The following is a 5,349-nucleotide window of genomic DNA, read 5'->3' as shown; positions in this document are numbered from 1 at the left end:
CGATTTCCCCCAAGTTCACGCGGGCAGCATGCCGAACCCACCACCGAAGATCAAACCAACCTAACGAAGTACTACTAGGGGGTGAGCAGGGAACGTCATACATGGCGAAGTTGGGAGCCCTCGTTATGGCCGGGGGAGAGGACCTCGATGAACACCATTTCCGCTGGCGATCAAGAACCTGCAGCTCAACCCTGCTGTGATGAGTTGAAGCGGTAGAGGCCAGCTAGGCGGGGCTGTTGTGTGGGCTTCGAACGTGCAGAACGATGCCGTAGAGAGAAACCCGCTCACTATGTCCTCTTTAGCGCGGCAACGATCTCCTGAGCAAGAGGGAGGCTGGAGGCGGCGACGAACTTCTGGCGCAGGTCCATGGCCTTCCCGATGTCGGCCACGGTGCCGAACCGGTAGTCCAACGGGATGGGACGGCCGTGGAGGTCGAGGACGACCCCTCCGGCGGCGTTGAGGATGTAGTGGCCTGGTGCGAGGTCCCAGACCGCAAAGCCCTTCGCGAACTCGACCATCGCGTCGCTGAAGCCTGCGGCGACATGGCACAGACTGACGGATCCGAAGTCCACGCCGATCCGGCCCCGGCTGGCACCGTCCTGGGAGGGCTGGCTCAGCGCTTCTAGCAATCGAGTCTGCTGGGCGAGCTCCTGGAAGCGCTCGGGCTTCATCAGGTAGTTGGTGACCAGGGCTTCCGGCAGCGGGGGGAACCGGTCCAACCGCAAAGGACGAGAGGTTCCGTCCTGGGTGTAGAGGACAGCATGGTCCTGCCCGGAGTCATCACGAGCCGCCAGGTAGATCTGCAGATGGTGGAAGATGTCGCCTACCGCCGCGGCGATGGGGCGGGCCAGGCTGCGCGAGTAGACCATGACATGCGTGTAGCCGTACAGCGCTCGCACGGCCAGCTCGCTCGTGTCGAGCGGATCGACCAGGACGCACAGGTCGGGGTCCGGGTCATCCCCGATGACCTGGGGGTCCGCCTCCTCCGAGGCGTAGACGTACGACGGGATGATTCGCGTCAGTAGCTCCCGGTAGCGCTCATGCATCCACAAGTCGTGGTCCGACAAGAAGTTGTCGGTGTGCCGGAGGTTCTTGCTCTCCGACCGATCACCTGACAGGGCGGCCTCGATCAGCCGGGGACGGATCTCGCCGATCACCGTTGAGACCAGCTCGGCGAGTTTCTGCGCGATGCCGGGGAGAGGGGGATGTGACGTCACGATGCACCTCCGGCTCGTCAGCGTAGCTCCAGCGGCGGCTCGATGCCGGGAGGGCTCATGGTCGCGGCGATGAACACCGCTTTGAAGTCGGCCGCCCGCATGATGCCGGCGCCGGTGAGGTCGTCGAAGCCGGCCACTTCGAGGTTCCGCTCCTTCGTCATGGCTCCGAAGACGGCGAAGTAGATCTCCGCGCCCGGGTACCGCTTGCGGATCTCCCGGGTGACGAAGCCGACGACGTCCGCGTGCTTGACCTCGAAGTCGCACAGGACGATCGACGGAGCCTCCGGCAGCTCCGGGTACGTCGATGCCGGGTCGAGGGCGATGAAGTCCCGGCTCTTGCTGCACTTCAGGTATCCGATGGGGCAGCGTCCGAACTGGGCGGATGCGAGGAAGGTCGCCATGACCAGCCCGGCTTCGTTGATCCCGAAGCAGGCGTCCACATCCAGGCGCCGCCCGACGTTCTTGATCTGCTGGATGAGCCGCTCGATCCCGTACCCGAACGCCGCCCAGCTCAGGTTCAGCAATCGACCCGGCTGGGGGTTGGGCAGGGAGTACACGCAGATCTCCGGGCTGCCGTACTCGACGGTCGGGGCGGCGAGGTCGAAGTCCGGACCGATGACGTCGTCTTCCGCGGGCACCGCCCGATGTTCCACCCGGCCCGGGTGCCACACCGTGGCTGCCCGTGGTTCGACCGGCTGCCGGGAGACCTCGGCTTCGGTGAACCTCTTCAACGAGAGCTGGTCCTCGGGAGAAAGGCGCTCGTACGCCTCGGCGATCAGATCGCCGGGGGAGAGGCGCTCATCCGCCACGCCGAGGGGGCCGCCGCCGTACGCGGAGGTGAGGATCAGCAGGCTCGAGAACGACGGAGGCGAACCGGAACTCCCGCGGGCACGTGCCCACGTCTCCCACGCGTTGATTGAGGTACCACCGAGGTGGGTTTGATGCTTTGTAACCTCGTTGTACCGAACAGCCGCTTGATCCTGGGAAAGGCCGCATGCATACCGATGTGCCTGAAGACTGGGTATGTCAGGATAGCGATCCATCAGCTCGACGGCGGCCTTATTGACCGATCCTGTCTCCTGCCATAGCTGTCGACCGATGCGTGCTAGTTCGCGTCCCCGGGCTTGGGGGCTTTCTCCGCTCCGTCTCTGGGTAGGCATTCCACGCCTCCTCCTGATATCGGTGCCAGATTACCCATCGCAATGAGTAAACGCCGAGGATCAAAGAAAAAGCGCAGGTCATAGCAGCCCTGAGATCCGAGCGACTGCGGACTTGCCTACAGGTGTGAGGTGAACTCACCAAGTCCTACGGTCGGAGAATGATCCCCGTACAGGAAACCCCAGAGTTCAGCGCAAAGGAGCGCATCTGTCCTGAGGCGAGCCACCTTGTCGCCGGGATGCACGGCAAGGCGCTGGCCATGCTGCAACGGTTGTTGAAGTCGTACGGCTTTCGGACTGTGCTCACTCACAGGATCGGCATTCGGCTCCGCGGGGATAGGCTGTCACAGCCGAAGGCATCCATTACCCACCATGCTCCAGACCTGACGGTGTACGACGACGGCGGCCGGATGGCCGCCACGGTGACCGTCGGGCGACGAGCGGGTCAGTATCTCGTTTCCCTCCCCATGGTGGACGTCGGCTGCCTGGTCGTGAACGTCGACCAGCCTCATGAGGCGGCGGACATGATCAATGCCGTCTCGGAGGAGGCGGCATGACGGCTCGGCTGATGGCGAAGCCCGACGTGATCGAACGGGCTGCCGACACCTGGGAGGCAGCTCAGGGCACCGCCACACCGCAGGACGCGAGCGTACGACCTACGGCTCACGAGACGAGAAGCTCCAGATCAAGCCCTCTGGCCTGCCGTACTTCATCCTCGGCGCACTCCCCGGTGTCATGGGCGTCAGCTACGGCGCGTGCGGTGACTCTCATCTAAGAGGGGGCACCTCATGATCTACTTCCTTCCCCGTCACCGGATTCCCCGTCGGATCGGACGGGTCACTGACAAGACCATCGATCGGGTTCTGGCCGACATCGAGCCCGCCACCCCCGGCCCGAGGATCAGCCGCCACCGGTTCCTCACCAGGCTGTTGCCCACCCGACGGCGCACTTGCGCCACCCAGCAACAGAAGCTGATGGCGCTCGTGCTCCGGTGGAGACTGCGCCGCGACGAGCTGAACGCAGCGGCTGACCAGCTCGGCGTCCCGCGCCTTTCCGGATCCGACTGGGACGCCGTTCTCGGCCCCCCATGAGCTGGCGCGGCAGCGTGGGACTGGTTCCCGTGCTGCCGCGCCGACCGCCCCCTGCGGGCACCGGGAACCCGCAGGGCCCAAGAAAGCGGCCGACGACACCCGGGTGCGGACTCGATCGCGGTCGCTCGCGGTGCTCCCGGAGCCGAGGCATTCCCCGCCCGGGAGCACCGCACCACAGCCGTTTCGGTGAAAGCCCCACCCAGCCGGCCCTTAACCGGGTCGGCACCACTCAAGGAGGTGAGCAAGCGGTGATACTGGAACAGCTCGCAGGCGCGAAGGTACTGGTCACCGGAGCCGGAGGTCTGGTCGGTAGCCGCCTGACGGCTCAACTGCGCCGAGTCGGCGCGCGCCCGGTATCGGTGTGCAAGATCGACGCCTACCCTCGGCGGGTCTACCACGATCACTTCGGGATCACGCTGGACGACCCGGACTTCCACGTCGGGGACATCGCCCAGCCCGGCGTGGTCCGCAGGCTGATCGACGGATGCGACTACGTGATCCACGCCGCGGCCCTGGCGGACGTGGCGGCCTGCACCCGCCGGCCGCTGGAGGCCATCGAAGCCAACATCGTCGGCACGCAGCACGTACTGGACGCCGCCGCCGCGACGCCGAGCGTGCGCCGGGTGGTGTTCGTCTCCTCCGCCAGTGTCTACGGCAACCAGACCGCGTCCGGTGGGAGCGCCGAGTTCGCCGAGGACGCGCCGCTGCAGCCGTTGTCGGTCTATGGCACCAGCAAGGCGTGGGGGGAATGCGAGACCTCGGCGGTGCTGGGCGAGGCCGGGGTCTCGTACGCGATCGTCCGTTACTTCTCGGTCTACGGCGAACCGCAGACGGTCAAGGAGAACAGCCACAGCTGGGTGGTGGCCTGGTTCTGCATGCGCGCGGCGCTCGGGCTGCCGCTGCACCTCAACGGCGGCGGCCACCAGGTCCGCGACCTGATGCACGTCGACGACATCGCCACCGGCACCCTGCACGCTCTGGTCGCGCCCGCCGCGCACAACCAGACCGTCAACATCGGCACCGGCATCGGTACGACGATCAGGCAGGTCGCCGACCTGGTCCGTCTCCACTACCCGGACCTCACCGTGACCGAAACGCCGCTGCCGCCCGGTGACCCGCGGGGAGGCTACGCCTCGATCCGCCGCATGGTCGACGTCCTCGGATGGCGGTCTGGCATCACCGTCGCCGAGGGCGTCGCCCGGTACACGGCGTGGCTGAAGAACACCCCGTCGGCCATTCCCGACTGGCTGCGCCAGTCGACGGCCCAGCTCTGACCCCGTGCCTCTTTACCTCTCTTCTGGTGAGGAGCCCATGCCACCGCAGCCGCAGCCCACCACCCTCAGGGAACTGGCTGAGCGAGGGTGCCTACCCGATCACCAGGCCATGGACCAGCCCACCTTGACCTGGATCACCGAGCACCGCCCCGCTGAAGCAACCCGCCTGGCCTCCGGAGCCGAAGCCGTACCCGACCGGCCGGTCCTCCTGGTGCCCGAAGAGGGTTGGTTCACCACCAGGCAGGCCGCCAACGGCATCCACGGGGTCCGGCACAACGCCCGCGTCTGCCTGCTGGCCGGGCTGCTCGCCCAGCACCACCACCTGGAGCCGGAGCAGACCACCGCCCTGTGCCTGGCCGCCGCCGTCCATGACTGCCGCCGCGACAACGACCGAGCCGACCTTGAGCACGGGCAGCGGGCCGCAGCGTGGCTGGCGCGCCACCACCCGGCCGTGACCACCGCGTTCGGCCTGGACCTGACCTCGGAACAGGTCACGGCGGCGTGCACGGCGATCGGGGGCTCACCCCGAAGTGTGGACACCGATCGTTATGCGGCGAGCAGCACCCTATCGACGGTCTGCTGCTCGTAGTCATTCGGGCTGAGGTAGCCG

6 protein-coding genes are annotated in these 5,349 nt (G+C 66.6%); 4 read left to right on the top strand and 2 right to left on the bottom strand.

All coding sequences use genetic code 11. The features are described 5' to 3' along the window. Positions 1-287: 287 nt before the first annotated feature. Together ABD841_RS40035 and ABD841_RS40030 are read right to left on the bottom strand one after the other, a co-directional pair. Positions 288-1,217, bottom strand: coding sequence for an inositol monophosphatase family protein (locus tag ABD841_RS40035; RefSeq protein ID WP_344982287.1), 930 nt, complete (start codon positions 1,215-1,217; stop codon positions 288-290). Positions 1,218-1,234: 17 nt separating this feature from the next. Next, the gene (locus ABD841_RS40030) at positions 1,235-2,026 is read right to left on the bottom strand and encodes a hypothetical protein (RefSeq protein WP_344982286.1); all 792 of its coding nucleotides are present in this window, start codon (positions 2,024-2,026) and stop codon (positions 1,235-1,237) included. Between the two features lie 509 nt (positions 2,027-2,535). Between ABD841_RS40030 and ABD841_RS40025 the strand changes: the two genes are divergently transcribed. From ABD841_RS40025 to ABD841_RS40010, 4 genes are all read left to right on the top strand, one after another. Next, positions 2,536-2,931, top strand: coding sequence for a hypothetical protein (locus ABD841_RS40025; RefSeq protein WP_344982285.1), 396 nt, complete (start codon positions 2,536-2,538; stop codon positions 2,929-2,931). 231 nt (positions 2,932-3,162) lie between these two features. Beyond that, positions 3,163-3,465 (top strand): hypothetical protein, encoded by a 303-nt coding sequence (locus ABD841_RS40020; protein ID WP_344982284.1) that lies wholly within the window; start codon positions 3,163-3,165, stop codon positions 3,463-3,465. 248 nt (positions 3,466-3,713) lie between these two features. Beyond that, complete coding sequence (locus ABD841_RS40015; protein ID WP_344982283.1) at positions 3,714-4,739, top strand: NAD-dependent epimerase/dehydratase family protein; 1,026 nt, start codon at positions 3,714-3,716, stop codon at positions 4,737-4,739. A 37-nt stretch (positions 4,740-4,776) separates the two neighbouring features. After that, positions 4,777-5,328 (top strand): hypothetical protein, encoded by a 552-nt coding sequence (locus ABD841_RS40010; RefSeq protein WP_344982282.1) that lies wholly within the window; start codon positions 4,777-4,779, stop codon positions 5,326-5,328. Positions 5,329-5,349 lie beyond the last annotated feature (21 nt).

It is taken from the genome of Streptosporangium fragile (assembly GCF_039534445.1).
In the GTDB taxonomy this organism is placed as follows: domain Bacteria; phylum Actinomycetota; class Actinomycetes; order Streptosporangiales; family Streptosporangiaceae; genus Streptosporangium; species Streptosporangium fragile.
The sequence above is the reverse complement of the archived record's forward strand: the minus strand, read 5'-3'. Positions and strand labels throughout refer to the sequence as shown.